This window comes from Segatella copri (genome assembly GCF_015074785.1).
Classification (GTDB): Bacteria; Bacteroidota; Bacteroidia; order Bacteroidales; family Bacteroidaceae; genus Prevotella.
On sequence record NZ_CP042464.1, the window covers coordinates 2430419 to 2448900 of the forward strand.

Consider the following 18482-nt stretch of genomic DNA (forward strand, 5'->3'; position numbering starts at 1 on the left):
GAAGTGCAAGGAGACTGTTTCGGGAAGATTTCCACTAGGCTCAGCAGACCTGCTGAGCCTAGTCAGCAACTCTGCCGACTGCAGTCTGCAGGTCTGCCGAGCCTAGTGGCAACACCCTATAGTTGTACAACCGTACACCCTATAGTTGTACAACCATACACCCTATAGTCGTACAACCATACACCCTATAGTTGTACAACTATAGCATTCACTCTTGTACAACCATTGGGCATACACCCAGACAATAAAAACAGCATCTAAAAATGTGGAGATACTCAGGCAAGAATATTGAAATTAAAATATTCCGGAATACAGTTTATACTGCAACAACAAATAAGGGGCGTGCTTAAATGAGCACGCCCCCAGACGAGAGATTTTAAATATTCTTTTCACAAAGAATCCTTGATATTATATAAGTATACTCCGTATGCTTTCCTCACTATTTGATAATAGAGAGGTTGGCTGGCACGAAATTCGACTTACGAGAAGCAGAATTATTATCCTTCATTTTTTGCATGAATGGATAAATGAAAGAGATTAAGGCTCCAATACGATTAGCTTTAACAGCCTCTTTCTTGCTAAACATCTCAAAACGAATAGCACTAACATTATATCCTGACCAAGAACCGTTGTCGGCAAATTCTACAATCGTACCATTTTCCGGATCTCCATAGATGATACCATCCATACTATAGCTATCGCCCCATGTAAAGCCTCCTTTTTTGGTATCCCAAATAGCAGAGTATATATAAGAAGTTGTCTCGTCACCAGTCTCTTCATCCTTTTCTACATAGTCACATAAATACTGACCGCAAAGGAACTTGAAAGACATATTAGCCTCATCATAAGGGACTTCCATACTAGCATTGAGCGCAGGAAAAGATAGTTTCAAAGTATTAGCTGTCTTACCTTTAGCTAAATTACCCAAAATATAAATCAACTTTCCCTTTTTATCCTGACCAGCAAAATAGTAATCGCCCAAGATATCCTTAGATTCACCCTGAACTACAAGGACAGAGTCTTTTCGTGGACCAGAAGTACAATATACATAAGCAGAACGCACTTCACCTGTTTCATTGCTTTTTGTATTGACAACAATACTATCACCTTGCACAACTGCTTCTAGCCAATCTACATCCTCATTCACACTTAAAGCGACCTCATTACTATGAACCATCTTGACGAAATCTTTAGCAGCCGCATCAGCAAAAACAGCCTTATGAGTATCTAGGAAGAAGAGCAAACCAGATTGAGTCACGGAAATATGAGTTTCATTGCCTCCCTGATCTTTGATGGTAACAATTGAATTACGGCTAGCTACAGCTTCATTAACATCAACGGTCACCTTCACCTTATAATCACCATCAGCAGAAACCACGCACCAATCATCACTACTCTCTACAGAAGCAATAGGCGTAGAACTAGCAACTGTAATCTCACCATCACCACCTTTAGCATTGAAAGCAACACTAGATTCTGTGACCTTCAATGGAGAGACTGTTGGAGTATAATCATCGTCCGAACATGCCACAAATGTCAAAAGACATCCCAACAGCATATAAATTATATTCAGTTTCTTCATAATCTCAATTCTTTAAAATATTATTACGGTTCAGAGTACTACAACTTCAATGTAAACCATACTGAAGGATCTTTTGTACTCTCCAACTTTACCTGAGTCTTAATCTTGCCATCATTGAATGTCGCTTTGTATGGAGCGTTGTCAAGGATATAGTCAACGAATGGAGCCGCAACTTTATTCTTACTAGACGAAGTGAAACCTGAACCTTCACCGAGTCCCTTGATACCGATAACACCAGCGGCTTCATCATAACTCAAATCAACGCCATAGTTAGCTGAAGAACTAAATTGAGTGCCGAAAAGTTCCAAATTCCAATTGATGCCAATAATCATATCATATCCCATGCCAAAATCGAAGCTAGCTGTAGATTTTCCTATATAGGCGCCTTCGAAAGTATAGGAAGAACTCATTTCTGGCAGTTTATCATAAAGTTCCTTCAAACCATCGCACATGTCTTCACCATCAAAGTTCCAATTGAGTTTAGGATTAAGGAACTGATCGGTTGCAGAAGGAAGGTCAATAGAACTCTGATTATCATCTGCAACGATATTGCCTGTAGCTTCATCATACTTGAAGTACTGGAAGGACTTGCCACCAACGCTGATAGGTTCGTAAAAATGGAAGCCCTCTGGGGTATAAAACATTGGTACATTTAACTCCAAGTCTGTACTATCAATATCATTGATATAGATTGTTTTTCCTTCAATATCCACAGGATATTCTTTGTTTCCTATCTTCAAGAACTGATAGTTTACCTTTGAAAGATTTTCGCTCATCTCAATGGTCTTCTTGATAAAAGTCTCAGCATCAGTATCCTTCAGCTTATACATTTTGAGAATGTTCTCATACTTTTTACCACGAAGATAAATGGTATCCTGATCCTCACTAGTTTTGAGGAAAGTAAACTCATAGTCACTCTCATAACCATCTACATCAGAAGAACCTTGAGGCTCAGAGAAGAAATGGAACAACAGATTATAGGTATCAAACGTAAGAATAACGCCCTGCTCTGCCTTTACAGAATACTTAGAAGATAACACTGTACCAGCAGGCCACTCCTCTGTATCACTATACAAAGTGAGGTCGCTAGCCATTGATACGTCTTCATCGCCAAACTTTGCCGTATAAATAAATCCACCATAGGAACCATCACTTGGCAAAAACTCCATCACCCATCCGTTCTCACTACTGGTGAGCAACTTCTGGTACTTGTCCACACTCTTGTTCAAGCGCTGTGCAGCAGACTCACCAAACAGGTCGTCCTCCTCATGAGAACAAGAGGCAAATCCAACGCACAACATGAGTGCCATGATGATAAAACTATATATTTTTTTCATAATTCAATAATCTTTATTTGAGTGATTCCAAATCTACATTTCCATCTACTACGTCATTGAGTCGGCGCTGTACGCAATCGCGAAGTTCATCCATATCAATGCCCCAAGATGTGGCCATGTATTTCTTTACTATCTCAAGTTTCTGATTGATAATATCAGCACCCTCTGAGCCAGCATCAGCAATAATGGCCTGCCATTCGGCAGGAGTCTTTGTAATATAGATAGAGGTAACCTCAGCTATATCCTCACGAGGCTCGCACATGGCATAAGGTGAAACAAAGCCTAACTGATGAGCCTCAGAATCGCTCATCAAATACCAGTCACCGCTCACATAATCTTTCTCAGAAATCAAATCATACTCAGTAGGGTAACTTTTTGTCTGATGGAGAATATGAGAGAACTCATGGTGCATTGTCTTGAAGTAGTAGTGATTGAGAAATTCTCTGTCTATCATCAAGTTGTTCACCAAGTACAATGTCACTTTCAATCCACCCTCTGCAGTACCCAGAATCATGGTTCCATTGTTCTCGTATGCAGCTGAGCCTACAAAATGCAGCATTTTTGGCACAAACTTGCGAGTGAAATCTACACCGGCAACTTCATCATAAGCCTCCAACCAAGCATACTTTACAATATGCGCTAACTCAACCGACTTTTCATACTGAGCTGGTGCCAAGGAATAATTATGATCTGACTCTATATCCTGCAATCGATACATCAAGTTGATATTGTAAGGCAAGGTATAGTTCTTGTATATCCACTTATCAAAATCATTCTCCTTTACCTGGCTATCTTGAAAGATACTTTCCTTATCCAAATCGCTCTCGCTACAAGAAGTAAAACTACCTAAAGCAGCCACCGACAGCGCAAACATAAATATATATTTCTTCATAATCTTTCTTCTTTTATTAATCATTACTTACGTGGATTTGCCTCAAGTCCAGCCTTGATGACACTAGCCGGTAACTGAATGGCACGACGTGGGTCATCCACATTCATCGTATCGGTCACAGTAATGTCACCACTACCATCAATGGTACGGCGATAGATAGTCATACCATAGCGCTTGATATCAAACCAGCGAAGTCCCTCATGCAGGGTCATGATACGACGACAATGAAGCAAGCATTGCAAGAAGTTTTCCTGGTCACCCTTCTCTACGGTAAAGTCAGGATGCAATTCCTTCTTTGGAGTTGGCTCTGTAGGAGTATAGTACTTCATGCCGGTAGACTCACCAGTCAATTCATTCTCCTGATATTCGCCATACACTCTATTGATATCATCCATTGTGACATTTTTAGTATATGATGTAAAATTATGCATCCAGATATTGAAATTAGTCAATGCCTTATCATAATCCTTCTTCATAATGTAAGCCTCTATCATATTGAGCATCACCTCGTCAGATGTCAAAGCTGGGAACATTTCATGAGGAACACCTACATCATTGACAGCATCTGTAATTTCAAAGAACTCACCAAATTTATCCATGATAACTTTTGGCATACTCGTATACTGGTATATCTTATAGTTAAGTCGAGAATAACTTCCCCAAAGAGTAGTTGCCTTATTTGTCTCGGTAGCAGCAATCGTGGTATTGTGGCAATACTTATAACCGATACCATAAGGACCATAATAACGTACCCAAAGCGAATTGGTAGAGCACAACAAAAGGTTGGACTTTCTGTCGGCATTAACAAAAGCATTGGCACGCACACTGTTGTTAGGCGACAGAGATCCTATCTCCTTCCATTCTCTTAACATGGAGAGAGGATTGCTTGTCAAAACATCCTGTGCATACTTGATTACCTTATCGTAATTACTCTTATCATCCTGCACATAGAAGAGATAGAAACGAGCGGCCAAAGCTTCAGCAGCCTTCTTGGTAAAATGATAAGCTGGCACAGAATAGCTGGCCTCGTCCAACAATGGAATACCTGCCAGCAAGTCTTCCTCTATATGCTTGTATACATCAGCTACAGTGCCACGCTCATAGTGAGGAGCCACAGTAGTTTCCACCTTAGTGACATAAGGTATACCAAGATCAGTGCTTGAAGTTTTTGGACTATAAGCCTTACTAAAGATATTCACCAAAATGAAATGATTGAAAGCTCTGGCTACCAAAGCCTCACCCTTAGCTGCCTGAAGTTCGGCAGGGTTACCTTGCTTTTCAATTGCGTCCAGTACCATATTGGCAGAGGCAATGGAATGGTAACAGGCATTCCACAATTTAAATGGGCTATCATCATCTTCATAAGTGATATTCTTCCATTCCGAAGCCTCATCCTGAATTTTTTTATAAGAGGTGTAGCCCAACACATCCATATGGTCAGTATTATCAGACTCAAACTCTGCTATAGCTGCATAATGTGTGGTTGGATAGCATGACACCAACATATCCTGAATTTTTGATGTCTCATCCAATTCGGTGCGGTTGTCTGGCATCTTGTCCAGATAGTCATCGCAAGATGTCATGCCCAGCACGATGGATGCTGCTAATATATAATATTTGAAACTTACTTTCATAATTTATCTTTTATTAGAGAGTTAAACATTAAATGCCTAATCTGAGTGTCAGTGTGTACTGCTTTGGCATTGGGGCTGCGACACCACCTGAACGGAAGAATTCAGGATCCTGACCATTCAACTTGTCATCTGCATAGATGAGGAACAAGTTGGTAGCTTGCAACTTCAGTGAGAGGTCGCTCAACTTCAATGGTTCCAACCATGACTTAGGGAAATCATACGACAGAGAAATCTCCTTCATACGAATGAAGTCACCCTTAGCTACACGAGCGGTAGAATAATTGTAGGCATTGTACAATGTCTTAAGATAATTATCTCTCGTTACCTGAGCATTTGTCAAGATAACAGGAATGTCGGTAATATTCTCATCTCCTGCCTGAACAAAGCGGTTTTTAAATTCCTTTGGCATGGCAGTAAGGTCTGTATATTTTTCCTTGAACACAGGATCCAATCGTACAACATTGCCGAATGAATAGGTAATGAATACATTCAAACGCAAATTCTTGTACTTAAATATATTACCAAAACTACCGGTTGTAGTAGGATCACTAGGACCCTCATATACCAAGTTGTCAAGAGTCTGACTCTGGAAATCGATATTTTCACCACTAGATGTCACATTGCCATTCTGATCAGTAATTACCGGATAACCCTTATCACTCAAACCATTAAACTTATAAGAGAACAAACCTCTTACAGGATATCCCTCGAGAGCGAAACCTGTACCAGAAACCAGGTCGATAACCTTTGAGTTCGTCTGTAAGTCTGTAACCTTAGTCTTTGAATAAGAGAATATGAAGTCTGTGGTCCAAGCGAAATCCTTGGTTTGAATATTCTTGGTAGAAAGAGTAAACTCCACACCATGTGATTTCATAGAAGCCACATTAGCAAGTTTCTCTATCTGACCACCAGCACCTGTTGTACGAATCAGACCAATCAAATCGTAGTTATTACGAGTATACCAGTCAAGGGCAAAGTTGATGCGGTTATTAAAGAAACCTGCATCAAAACCGAGGTTCAACTCATGCTTCTTCTCATATGTCAATTCATCATTACCCAAATCGCTCCAGTCCATACCACTCTCCTGGATGCTAGCGAAAGGACGGTAAGGCTTGTAACTCTTTAAGACTGCAGCCGCATTGGAAACATTTGTTGGACCAGGGTCACCAGTCAAAGAATAAGAAGCCTTCAATGTCAAATGAGAAAGCGTTGGACGCAAATTTTCGAAGAAACTCTCCTCATGCATATTCCATGCACCAGAAACATTCCAAGTAGGCAACCATCTGGCAGAACGACTCTTACCCAATCGGTTAGTACCTTCGTAACGATATGTACCATTGATAACGTAACGTCCCTTATAAGAATAGGTTGCATTAGCAAAGAATGCTGCCGTACGAGAGAACGTGTTAGAGAGTGTGTAATAATCGGTACCACTCTCAATGCTCTTTTTGAAGAACTGATAAGTATAGAAAGGTATTTCACCCTTTGTATACTGCATTCCCCAACCATTGAAGAAATTCTTGTTACGGCTGATATCACTCACTTCCATACCACCAAAGAGGTTGACGATGTGCGAATTATCAAAAGTATGATTCCAGTTCACAGTACCACGAAAATCGTAACTGTTCATTTTATAATCTGTCTTCTGATAAATACCACCCTGTGGTAAGATAGAGATTGGCAACGCATAAGGGTTGTCTGGGTCTGTATACAAGAATGGGTTCTTGTCACGAACTGTAGCATCAGGCATAGCACGATAAGCACGAGCTTGGTTGGAATTATCATGTACAATATGTTCCTGCATAGTGCCAGAATGCTTTACCGCACCTAACAATGAAAACTCCAATCCCTTAATTGGCTTATACTTTAATTCACCCTGGAACTTTACATCAGTAACGTCAAGGTTCATATAGTTTTTGTCCAACTCGTCTAAGATATTAAAGTCTGCATAGTTGCGAGTATAGTACGTATTGGCATCCAATGTTCTTGAGGTATTCAACGCATAAGAATATGGGTTGATATCAAAATCACGCTTTACCTCACCATACACTGGGTCCACTGTCTGAGACAAAGTACCAGGAGCTCTCTGCTTACGATAAGAGCCAGAAGTGATAATATTGAAAGACAACTTATCCGAAATATTATATGTAGCATTTAAATTGGCTGTATAGCGATTTACTTTGCTCTGCTTGTACCAACCTGGATCTACCATTGCACTCAAAGATGCATAGAAATTGAGTTTATCTGTACCTCCGCTCATGCTCACAGAGTGATTGTGCTGGATGGCACTAGAGAAAAGTTCATCAAACCAGTCTGTATTTCTATATTCTGCCTGACGCAAATACTCATTCATTGCATGCTCAGTATTCTCAAGCGCAAAGGTTCCACTAGTTGGATCGTAGGTATTCATGAGCTGGTACATCTTACCATAGACACCACTCTCTGAAGCACGGTATGTATCAGAGAAATTGAGCCATCCTTTCTGCTTCAACTCTTTATAGACACCCATCTGTTCCTGAGAGTCCATGATATTAAACTCGCTATAATGAGGTTTCAAGCGCATGGTATATTCACCAGTATAAGAAATCTTGCTAAATCCAGCACGACCCTTCTTGGTTGTAACAACGATGACACCAGCCATGGCACGTGCACCATAAATAGAGGTAGCAGAACCATCCTTCAAAATCTGGAAACTTTCAATATCATCAGCATTCAAACCTGCAATAGCAGAAGAAATCAAGGTCTCGGCATCACCAGATGAAAGGTCGTCTGTACTAACATCTGTGACATCCTCCATGATGACACCATCTACAACCCAAAGAGGTTTAGAAGAACCATAGATAGATGTAGCACCACGGACACGAATTTTTGGCGCCGTACCAAATGTACCTGTCACATTCTGCACAGATACACCAGCTGCACGACCTTCGAGGGAGCGACTGATATCAGCCACACCATCCAACTTTGCTTCCTCAGCATTTATACTTGTAGCTGCACCTGTAAACAGGCGACGGTCTACATGCTGCATACCCGTTACAACCACCTCGCCCAAGCTTTTGCTATCAGGCTTCAACTTGATAAGCATCTTGGCAGACGGAGATAAAGTCTGTGGCTGCATACCGATGTAGCTAACTACAAGTTTCTTACCAGCAGGTACCTCCAAAGAGAAGTGACCGTCAATATCGGTGACGGTACCTGTACGTGCCGCTCCGGCGACTACGACAGATGCACCGATGACAGGTTCACCATCTTCCTGAGAAACTACGGTACCTGTTACTTTCGTTTGAGCCAATGCCCCCCCCACATAAAAGGAAGAGATTGACTAACAAGAAAAGCAATCTTTTTTCCATAAAATCCTCTCTTAAAAATTAAACAACTCTTATAACTTTATATAATTATTTTTTCTCTTCTTACACTTTTTTAAATATCTCTCATTACTTTACGGGTGCAAAGATAAGAAAAAAGTATTGAATTAATGCAAACTTTATCGATATTTTTATAGAAAAAAGTTAGTTTTTCTTGATTTTCGTCAACATTTAGAAATATCGTCTACACTTTTAATAGAAAAAAGTCAGAAATAATAGATTTAAGCAAAGTTTACGAAAAGAAAACAAAAATGTTCTAAAACACAAAAAAAGGCAAGGTTTCTGTAAAACCCCATTCAGAAGTTTCCCAGAAGTCTTGCCTTTCTTTACCTATATTTACTACTTAAGTACCTTTATCAGCCACTTGATTATTTATATTTGCTGCTTGAGTACATTTTCTATTATCCAAATAAATCAATTTTATTTCTTAAGCGTAAATTCAAACTTCAAGCCGCCTTCCAGTTGATTACTTACACGGATGGTTCCGCCATGCAGAAGAACGGCATTCTTGACGATGGCAAGACCCAAACCGGTGCCACCCATCTTGCGGCTGCGTCCCTTATCTACCCGATAGAAACGCTCGAAAAGACGGGAGAGATGCTCGGCAGGAACTCCTTGACCGTTATCACAGAAGATGAAATGCCACTTGTAGCCCTGCTCCTTGGCACTCAACGTTATCTTACGCCCTTCGCCGGCATAAGCTATGGCATTGTCGGTAAGATTGCGGAACACACTATAGAGCAGACTGCGGTTACCCTTCACGATAATATGCTGGTCGGGAAGAATATTCTCGAAAGTCATCTTGTGCGACTCTCTTTCCAGCGCCGTCTCATGGGCTATTTCACTCACCATCTGCGTAATGTCTACCGCCTCGAAATCTATCATATCCGAACCGTCATCCAACCGGTTCAGGGTTGAGATGTCGCGGAGCAGAGAGGTGAGGCGTTCGCTTTGGGCATAACAGCGCTGCAGAAACTGCGACTTCATCTCTTCGTTGATATGCGGATTGTCGAGTATCGTTTCCAGATAACCCTGAATACTTGCCACAGGAGTCTTCAGCTCGTGAGCGATATTCTGGGTAAGCTGCCGCTTCAGTACATCCTGTTCACGTCGGGTGGTCTGTATGCGCTTATACATCTTGATGATGCGCTCAGCAATCTCGCCCAACTCATCGTTAGGGAACTTGGCGAGATCTTCCACCTCCAGACTCTCGTTATGGTCTGCCTTATAAGCAAAGATGCTCAGTTTGGAAACATTCTTAGCCAGACGGTCCGTAAAACGGTAGAGCACGATGGTAAGCAGGATGACGGCTACGATGGCAAACCAGATGAAATGCTGGTCGGCCTGCAGCGATTTTGCCAAATCATTATTGTAGGGTAGTGCCGTACGGATGATGAGCTTGCTTTCCGGAAAATAAGAAGCCACATAGAAATAATCGTGCTTCAGGGTTTTAGACTGTCGCTCCACGCTTGAGCCTACCCTGTTTTTCAAGGCCTCTGCTATTTCCTCACGCTTGGCATGGTTGGCAAAATGTTCATAGTCGGAACTCATGTTGTCATAAATCACCTTACCGTTAGGGCGCACTAGCGTAACACGAAGATCCTTGCTTTCATGTTCTCGGACAAAAGCCTGCAACTTCTCATGAGCCACAGTCACTTTCTTATTGTGAAGGCTATCCTGCAGAATAATTCCTTCACCAGGAGAGAGCGCCAGATCTTCTGCCAACAGTTCATTATAATTTTCCAGCTTGATAGTAAGCGTACCTATTTTATACTGTTTCTCACGTGCCTGCTGGAACACGATAAAACTGACGGCGAACACAAGGAACACCGCCAGTACACAGAAGTACAACTTCCTACCTACACTATTTAACTTAAACATTTTAATTACGCATCAAAATAATAACCGAACCCCAGACGGGTAACGATGCACTTGGCAAACTTACCAATCTTCTTTCTCATACGGGTGATGTTGACATCCACCGTGCGGTCGAGTACCATCACATCCTTAGGCCATACCCGGTCGATAAGTTCCTGACGGGAGAACACCTTGCCGCGCTCTTCGAGGAAAAGACGCAGAAGTTCGAACTCAGTCTTGGTGAAAGGGATAGCCTCACCATCGATGCTCACCGTCTTCTTGTCCAGATTCAGCTGCAGTCCCTGATAGTTGATGATCTTCGATTCATCAGCATCGCCAGCCTGTTCAGCCGTACGGCGCAAGACGGCACGCACTCTGACCATCACCTCTCGTATAGAGAAAGGTTTCGAGATATAATCATCGGCACCGATATTGAATCCAGTAACCGTATCGTTTTCCGTATCTCGGGCTGTAAGGAAGATAATCGGAACATTGGCTGTCATCGGATTGTCCTTCAACTGCTTAGCCAGCTGGAAACCGCTCATTCCTCCCATCATGACGTCCAACAGCAGCAGGTCGAACGAAGCGATGTCCATCTCCAAAGCCTCTTCTGCAGAATTGGCAGTCTCTACCTCATATCCTTCTGTTTCGAGATTGAATTTCAGAATCTCACACAAGTCTTGCTCATCATCAACAACAAGTATTCTTTTCATATTCTCTTCCATATTTCATGTTATTTAAAATATCGCTGCAAAATTACGACTTTTCTTTCGTAATAAGCGTTACATTCGGTTACAATTTCGTGACATTTAGTTCTTTAGAGAAAAAAAATATAAAAAAGCGGGTATTTTGTTACACATTTTAACTTAGTGTTTCCAAATTCGCTACATGTTTCTTTGCTAGTTAGAAACAGAAATACTACTTTTGCACCCGATATAACTATAAGTGAGCATATAACACAACTGAAAGAGTATGAAAGATAAAGTAAATGCAATTCCCTTAATCGGTGAAATCATCAAAGAGGAATTAAACAAGCAAGGCAAGACCACAGTATGGCTTGCTGAGCAATTAGGCTGCCATCGTACTAATATATATAAGGTATACGGCAGAGCCACTATAGATACGGGTATGCTTTACCATATCTGTCAGTTGCTGAACATAGATTTGTTTAAGGTTTATTCAGACGCTTTGCGCAAACGCAAGAAAAAGAATCAAGATTTAAACTAAAAATAACTAAAACAATAAGACCTGAGGTTAATCACCCCAGGTCTTATTGTTTTTATGCCAATCGCTTTTCCAGACGCTCGCGGATGGCAGCGATAAAGCCAGCTGAGTTTACAGCCTTAGCCTCAACACCTTCCATCAGGTTTACGAGATCCTTGGTAGCGATACCATCATTCAAAGTATCGAAACATGCAGCCTCCAACTGGTCGCCAAAGTTCTGAAGTTCCTTGATGCCATCCAGTTCGCCACGCTTTCTCAACGCACCGCTCCATGCAAAGATGGTAGCCATAGGGTTGGTAGATGTATCTTCACCCTTCAGGTAGCGATAGTAGTGACGGGTTACGGTACCATGGGCTGCCTCATACTCATACTTGCCGTCAGGAGAAACCAATACGGAAGTCATCATCGCCAGAGAACCGAAAGCTGTACTGAGCATATCGCTCATCACATCACCGTCATAGTTCTTGCAAGCCCAGATAAATCCGCCCTTGCTGCGGATAACACGGGCTACGGCATCATCAATCAATGTATAGAAATACTCGATACCGAGTTCTGCAAACTTCTCTTTATAGTCGCTCTCATATACTTCCTCAAAGATTTTACGGAACTGGGCATCATAAGTCTTAGAGATGGTATCCTTGGTAGCAAACCAGAGATCCTGCTTGGTATCAATGGCAAACTTGAAGCAGCTGTGAGCAAAGCTGCGGATACTCTTATCAGTATTGTGCATGCCCTGGATAACGCCAGCACCATCGAAAGAATGAATCTCAATCTCCTGCTTCTTGCCGCTCTTACCCTCGAATACGAGTTTGGCTGTACCTGGCTCATCAGCACGAAGTTCCACGCTCTTGTATACATCGCCGTAAGCATGACGGGCGATGGTAATAGGCTTCTCCCAGTTCTTTACACAAGGGTGGATGCTTGGGATGGTGATAGGAGCACGGAATACGGTACCGTCCATGATGCTACGGATAGTTCCATTAGGGCTCTTCCACATTTTGTGGAGCTTATACTCGTCCATACGCTGTGCATTAGGAGTGATAGTAGCACACTTCACAGCCACGCCATATTTCTTAGCCGCCTCAGCAGAGTCGATGGTTACCTGGTCATTGGTCTGGTCGCGATAAGGCAGACCGAGATCATAATACTCAGACTTCAAATCAACGAAAGGAAGAATCAGTTCGTCCTTAATCATCTTCCAGAGAATTCTTGTCATCTCATCACCGTCCATCTCTACCAATGGAGTTGTCATCTTAATCTTTTCCATAACACAATATAATGTATAATTAATAATTTACAATGTACAATGATCAGGGCAGCCAAGTGGCCCCTTGATATTTTGCCTGCAAAATTAATAAAAATAATCAAGAAAAGAAAGGAAATTAAGAATAATTCTAGCAAAATGATAACAAAAAGCACTTTTTTACGTACTTAAAACATAAAACCTGTATATTTATACCTAAAAAGGCATCAATGAGCCCGAAAACTCATTGATGCCTCTACTTATTTACTTTTTTACCCTTTTACCTTTTTACCTTTAAATAGCCTTTTTACTTCTCCTCTGGAGCCTTATCGATCAAGTCCATGAACTGGTCGAGCTTAGGAGTGATGATAATCTGAGTGCGGCGGTTGCGCTGCTTGCCTACCTCTGTATCGTTAGTTGTTACAGGGTTGTACTCACCACGGCCACCAGCAGTAAGGCGCTTAGGATTTACACCGAAGTGATCCTGCAAGTACTGAACAACAGAAGCTGCACGGAGAGCAGAGAGGTCCCAGTTGTTGCGGATATTCTTCATCTTGGCACTTGTAGTGCTTACTGGTACGTTATCGGTATTACCCTCTACGAGCACATCGTAATCCTTGTAGTCTGTGATGATCTTAGCAATCTTGCTCAATGTTTCCTGAGCACGGCTGTTCACCTCATAGCTACCACTCTGATAGAGCATATTGTCAGCCAGAGAAATGTAAACTACACCCTTCAGAACCTGAACATCAACCTCCTTCATCTCTTCCTTGCTCAAAGAGCGGGTCAGGTTGTTGGTAAGAACCATGTTGAGCGAATCGCTCTTGCTCTTTACCTCAACCAGGTGGCGGATATACTGGTTACTCTCGTTGATCTGGTCAACGAGTTTCTCAATGCTCACGTTGTTCTGGCTTGCATTGTTCAAACTCTTGTCAAGCGAGTTCTGCAACTTAGCGTAATCGCTCTTTGCAGTAGCGAGCTGCTCCTGGGCAGCAGCCAGACTAGCCTCTGTAGCTGCCAGCTTTTCCTTGGTAGCCTGATAGTTGCTTGACAATTCCTTATTCTCATTCTGGCAATTCTGAAGATCCTTCTTACTTGCACAGCTTGTAGCCATCAGAGCTACAGCCATCATTGCCATTACCATTAACTTTGTCTGTTTCATATTCTTTCTAATTTAAATTTTCTTGTTATTATTAATTGATTATAGTATATCTTAACGTCGCTTTCTACTTCCTTTTATATTAGAGTTCTCCCGGCTTTTATCCGTTATCCGGAAGCTTCTACATTTTAGGGCATTATAGAAGCTGATTCACTTCTTTCACTTGCAAAGTTACAGATAAGACTCGAATAAACAACATTTGTCAAATGCATTTAGACATTTTTAACCTCTAAATCTTTATTTATCACCTTTTTAACCAAAAAAGGCAACAGAAAGCACTTTTCTTATAGCTAAACCGTCAAATGTAGCCTCTCAAGGTAAGAATAGCCCAAATCTCAACAAAAAAAACATAAAAAACAGTGTTTTATTTTGTAGTGTCTTGAAATTGCACTATCTTTGCACTCGAAAAGAAATAAATACATTAATAATATAAAAGAAAGCAAGTATGATTCTTTTTTTTAGAACTCCATCTAAGAGTGTGATTGCGACCGAGATTGACCACAAACCATCTCAGGACGAAATCAATGAACTTTGTTGGCTTTATGGTGATGCGACTTTAGAGGACGCCCAGCAGTTGCAGGGCTTCTATGTCGGCCCACGCCGTGAAATGATTACTCCTTGGAGTACGAATGCCGTTGAGATTACTCAGAACATGAGTCTTGACGGCATTTCGCGTATCGAGGAGTACTTCCCTGTGGATAGCGAGGACGCTGAGCACGACCCTATGCTCCAGCGTATGTACAACGGTATCGGACAGGATGTGTTCACCGTGAACCACGAGCCAGAACCTATCAAGTACGTCGATGACCTCGAGAAGTATAACGAGGAAGAGGGTCTTGCCCTCAGCGAGGACGAAATGGCTTATCTCCACAAGCTGGAGAAAGAGAACGGACGCCCTCTCACCGACAGCGAAATCTTCGGTTTCGCACAGATCAACTCAGAGCACTGCCGCCACAAGATCTTCGGCGGCCAGTTTATCATCGACGGTAAGGAGATGGAGTCTTCTCTCTTCAGCATGATCAAGAAGACCACCAACGAGAATCCTAATAAGATCCTCTCTGCTTACAAGGACAACGTGGCTTTCTCTCAGGGTCCTGTTATCGAGCAGTTTGCTCCAGCCGATCAGACTACAAGCGATTTCTTCCAGGTGAAGGATATCGAGAGTGTTATCTCTCTGAAGGCTGAGACCCACAACTTCCCTACTACTGTAGAGCCTTTCAATGGTGCTGCTACCGGTACGGGTGGTGAAATCCGCGACCGTATGGGTGGTGGTGTAGGTTCATGGCCTATCGCAGGTACAGCCTGCTACATGACTGCTTATCCTCGCCTGAAGGATGACAACGGCAAGAGCGACGCAGAGCGCGACTGGGAAGATATCATGCCAGTACGTAAGTGGCTCTATCAGACTCCTGAGCAGATTCTGATTAAGGCTTCCAACGGTGCATCAGACTTCGGTAACAAGTTCGGTCAGCCTCTCATCACCGGTTCTGTGCTTACATTCGAGCATGAGGAGAATGGTGAGAAGTATGCATACGATAAGGTAATCATGCTTGCTGGTGGTGTAGGCTACGGCAAGAAGCGTGACTATAAGAAGGGTGAGCCACAGAAGGGCAACAAGGTTGTCGTAGTAGGTGGTGATAACTATCGCATCGGTCTTGGTGGTGGTTCTGTTTCTTCTGTAGATACAGGCCGTTACAGCAATGGTATCGAGTTGAACGCTGTTCAGCGTGCCAACCCTGAGATGCAGAAGCGCGCTTACAACCTGGTTCGTGCACTCGTTGAGAACGATGAGAACCCAGTAGTCAGCATCCACGACCATGGTTCAGCCGGTCACTTGAACTGTCTCTCTGAGTTGGTAGAAGAGTGCGGTGGCGAAATCGATATGTCTAAGTTGCCTATCGGCGACAAGACTTTGAGCGCCAAGGAAATCATCGCCAACGAGAGCCAGGAGCGCATGGGCTTGCTCATCGACGAGAAGTATATCAGCGAGGTTCAGAAGATTGCCGACCGTGAGCGTGCTCCAATGTACGTGGTTGGTGAGACCACAGGCGATGCTCACTTCAGCTTCAAGCAGGCTGACGGCGTGAAGCCATTCGACCTCGATGTAGCTCAGATGTTCGGTCATACTCCTAAGACTGTGATGGTAGATGAGACCGTAGAGCGCAAATATGAAGATGTAACTTATTCTGCAGATAACCTCGACAAGTACTTGCAGCGTGTTCTCCAGATGGAGGCTGTGGCTTGTAAGGACTGGTTGACCAACAAGGTAGACCGTTCCGTAACAGGTAAGATTGCCCGTCAGCAGGGTCAGGGTCAGATTCAGTTGCCACTCTCAGACTGTGGTGTCGTAGCACTCGACTACCGTGGCGAGAAGGGTATCGTAACAGCAATGGGTCATGCTCCTCAGGCTGGTCTTGCCGATCCTAAGGCAGGTTCAGTACTCTCTGTAGCAGAGTCATTGACTAATATCGTATGGGCTCCATTGGCAGATGGCATGGACAGTATCAGCCTCTCAGCCAACTGGATGTGGCCTTGCCGCAGTCAGAAGGGTGAGGATGCCCGTTTGTACGAGGGTGTGAAGGCTTTGTCAGACTTCTGCTGCGCCATCCACGTAAACGTACCAACAGGTAAGGACTCTCTCTCTTTGACCCAGCAGTATCCTAACGGCGAGAAGATCATCGCTCCGGGTACCGTTATCGTCAGTGCTGGTGGTGAGGTTTCAGATGTCAAGAAGGTGGTTAGCCCAGTTCTCGTTAACGACAAGAACTCTAGCCTCTACCATATCGACTTCAGTTTCGACGAGCAGCGTCTCGGTGGTTCTGCTTTCGCTCAGAGTCTGGGCAAGGTGGGCAGCGATGTTCCTACCGTCAAGAACCCAGAGTACTTCGTTGACTGCTTCAACGCTGTACAGGAACTCATCAACCGCGGCTGGGTAATGGCTGGTCACGATATCAGTGCCGGTGGTTTGATTACAACTCTCCTCGAAATGACATTCGCCAACGTAGAGGGCGGTATGAAGATCAACCTCCACGACATCGCAGATGCCGACATCATCAAGACTCTCTTCGCAGAGAACCCAGGTGTTGTCATCCAGGTAAGCGATGCTCACAAGGATGAGTTGAAGGCATTCTTCGATGAGAACGGTATCGGTTATGCCAAGATTGGTTATCCTGCTCCTGAACTCCGCAAGATTATCATCAAGAAGGAAGGCTTCGAGCACGAGTTCGATATCGATGCATTGCGTGACGACTGGTATAAGACATCTTACCTCCTCGACCGCAAGCAGAGTATGAACGGTATGGCTAAGAAGCGTTACACCAACTATAAGAAGCAGCCTATCGAGATGAACTTCGGCTACGGCTTCAAGGGAACCCTTGCCAGCTACAGCCTCGACGCTAACCGTCGCAAGCCATCTGGCATCAAGGCAGCTATCATCCGTGAGAAGGGTACCAATGGTGAGCGTGAGATGGCATACTCTATGTATCTCGCCGGCTTCGATGTAAAGGATGTGATGATGACCGACTTGATTTCTGGTCGTGAGACTCTGGAAGATGTGAACTTCATCGTATTCTGCGGTGGTTTCTCTAACTCCGATGTTCTCGGTTCTGCCAAGGGTTGGGCTGGTGCATTCCTCTACAATCCTAAGGCTAAAGAGGCACTCGATAAGTTCTATGCCCGTGAGGATACCCTTTCACTCGGTATCTGCAACGGTTGCCAGCTGATGGTTGAGTTGAACCTCATCAATCCTGAGCACAAGCATCGTTCACACCTCTGCCACAACACATCCAAGAAGTTCGAGAGCACATTCCTCGGTTTGACCATTCCTCAGAACGACAGTGTGATGTTCGGTAGCCTGAGCGGTGATAAGCTCGGTATCTGGGTAGCTCACGGCGAGGGTCGTTTCTACTTGCCAGAGCCAGAGGATCACTACAACATCATTGCGAAGTACAACTACGCTGAGTATCCAGGTAATCCTAACGGCAGTGACTACAATGTAGCAGGTATCTGCTCTGCAGATGGTCGCCACTTGGCTATGATGCCACACTTGGAGCGTGCCATCTTCCCATGGCAGAACGCCTGGTATCCAGCAGACCGCCGCAACGACGAGGTAACTCCTTGGATTGAGGCATTTGTCAATGCACGTCAGTGGATTGAAGAAAGAGCTTTGAAAAAGTAAAAAGGTAAAAAA

11 protein-coding genes are annotated in these 18482 nt (G+C 43.3%); 2 read left to right on the plus strand and 9 right to left on the minus strand.

What is annotated here, in order from left to right:
* Positions 1 to 439: 439 nt before the first annotated feature.
* The 7 genes from FO447_RS10375 to FO447_RS10405 all read right to left on the minus strand — a co-directional run bounded on the left by FO447_RS10375 (position 440) and on the right by FO447_RS10405 (position 11392).
* Entirely contained in the window at positions 440 to 1582 is a 1143-nt protein-coding gene (locus FO447_RS10375) for a BACON domain-containing protein (RefSeq protein ID WP_200756234.1), read from the minus strand.
* Positions 1583 to 1620: 38 nt separating this feature from the next.
* Positions 1621 to 2919, minus strand: coding sequence for a DUF4302 domain-containing protein (locus FO447_RS10380; RefSeq protein ID WP_200756235.1), 1299 nt, complete (start codon positions 2917 to 2919; stop codon positions 1621 to 1623).
* 13 nt (positions 2920 to 2932) lie between these two features.
* The gene (locus FO447_RS10385) at positions 2933 to 3811 is read right to left on the minus strand and encodes a zinc-binding metallopeptidase (RefSeq protein WP_200756236.1); all 879 of its coding nucleotides are present in this window, start codon (positions 3809 to 3811) and stop codon (positions 2933 to 2935) included.
* 23 nt (positions 3812 to 3834) lie between these two features.
* Positions 3835 to 5445 carry a RagB/SusD family nutrient uptake outer membrane protein gene (locus tag FO447_RS10390; RefSeq protein ID WP_200756237.1) on the minus strand — a complete coding sequence of 537 codons (1611 nt, stop codon included), beginning with the start codon at positions 5443 to 5445 and terminating at the stop codon, positions 3835 to 3837.
* A 28-nt stretch (positions 5446 to 5473) separates the two neighbouring features.
* The gene (locus FO447_RS10395; protein WP_234698983.1) at positions 5474 to 8737 is read right to left on the minus strand and encodes a SusC/RagA family TonB-linked outer membrane protein; all 3264 of its coding nucleotides are present in this window, start codon (positions 8735 to 8737) and stop codon (positions 5474 to 5476) included.
* A gap of 493 nt (positions 8738 to 9230) precedes the next feature.
* Positions 9231 to 10691: a sensor histidine kinase gene (locus FO447_RS10400; RefSeq protein WP_200756238.1), complete on the minus strand. Its 1461-nt coding sequence runs from the start codon at positions 10689 to 10691 to the stop codon at positions 9231 to 9233.
* 5 nt (positions 10692 to 10696) lie between these two features.
* Complete coding sequence (locus tag FO447_RS10405) at positions 10697 to 11392, minus strand: response regulator (RefSeq protein ID WP_022121453.1); 696 nt, start codon at positions 11390 to 11392, stop codon at positions 10697 to 10699.
* Positions 11393 to 11639: 247 nt separating this feature from the next.
* On the opposite strand from FO447_RS10405, the gene FO447_RS10410 reads away from it, so the two are divergent.
* Positions 11640 to 11894, plus strand: a complete 255-nt coding sequence (locus FO447_RS10410) for a helix-turn-helix domain-containing protein (RefSeq protein ID WP_117727489.1) — start codon at positions 11640 to 11642, stop codon at positions 11892 to 11894.
* 52 nt (positions 11895 to 11946) lie between these two features.
* Here the strand turns inward: FO447_RS10410 and FO447_RS10415 are convergent, their stop codons facing one another.
* Together FO447_RS10415 and FO447_RS10420 are read right to left on the minus strand one after the other, a co-directional pair.
* On the minus strand, positions 11947 to 13158 hold the full coding sequence (locus FO447_RS10415; RefSeq protein ID WP_117693399.1) for an NADP-dependent isocitrate dehydrogenase: 1212 nt from the start codon (positions 13156 to 13158) through the stop codon (positions 11947 to 11949).
* Between the two features lie 283 nt (positions 13159 to 13441).
* Positions 13442 to 14296 carry an OmpA/MotB family protein gene (locus FO447_RS10420; protein WP_006848523.1) on the minus strand — a complete coding sequence of 285 codons (855 nt, stop codon included), beginning with the start codon at positions 14294 to 14296 and terminating at the stop codon, positions 13442 to 13444.
* Between the two features lie 442 nt (positions 14297 to 14738).
* Here FO447_RS10420 and purL point away from each other — a divergent pair, with 442 nt between their 5' ends.
* Positions 14739 to 18470, plus strand: a complete 3732-nt coding sequence (gene purL, locus FO447_RS10425) for a phosphoribosylformylglycinamidine synthase (protein ID WP_200756239.1) — start codon at positions 14739 to 14741, stop codon at positions 18468 to 18470.
* Positions 18471 to 18482: the final 12 nt, after the last annotated feature.